This is a genomic window from Streptosporangium nondiastaticum, assembly GCF_003011965.1.
GTDB classification, from domain to species: Bacteria; Actinomycetota; Actinomycetes; order Streptomycetales; family Streptomycetaceae; genus Streptomyces; species Streptomyces nondiastaticus.
Map to the genome: position 1 here is coordinate 1 of NZ_PXWG01000349.1, position 518 is coordinate 518.

Here is a 518-nt window from a genome sequence, read left to right on the forward strand (position 1 = left end):
CCGCCGCGCCGGAGGCCGAGGCCCCGGCCGCCCCTTCGACGCCCGCGCGCCCGCGCCGCCGTGCGACCCGCAAGGCCACGGCCCCCACCGGCGCCCCCAAGGTCGCCGAGCCCGCCGTGGAGACCGCCCCCGAGGTGGCCGAGTCCCCGCAGCCCGTCGCCCTGACCACTGAGCCCGTCGAGGAGCCCGCCGTGGAGCCCGCTCCCCGTACGCGCCGCCGTGCCACCCGTAAGGCCACTGCCCCGGCCGGTGCCCCGAAGGGCGCCGAGGCCGTCGTCGAGCCGCTTGAGCCGGCCGTCGCCGCCGCCGTCGCGGAGGAGGCCGAAGAGGCCGAGGAGCCGGCCGAGGAGCTGCAGGAGGCTCCGGCCGCCCCGGCCCGTCCGCGCCGTCGCGCCGTGCGTCGTGCGTCCGCTCCGGCGGGTGCGCCGCAGGCCGCCGAGGCCGTGACCGAGGCTGTCGCCGAGCCCGCTCCGGTGGCTGAGGCCGCTGCTGAGGCCGCCGAGACCGCCGCCCCGGCC

At 81.9% G+C, this 518-nt stretch carries 1 pseudogene; it reads left to right on the plus strand.

Annotated features, from left to right (window positions below):
• A pseudogene (locus tag B7P34_RS38020) lies at window positions 1–518 on the plus strand (hypothetical protein); the annotation flags it as partial.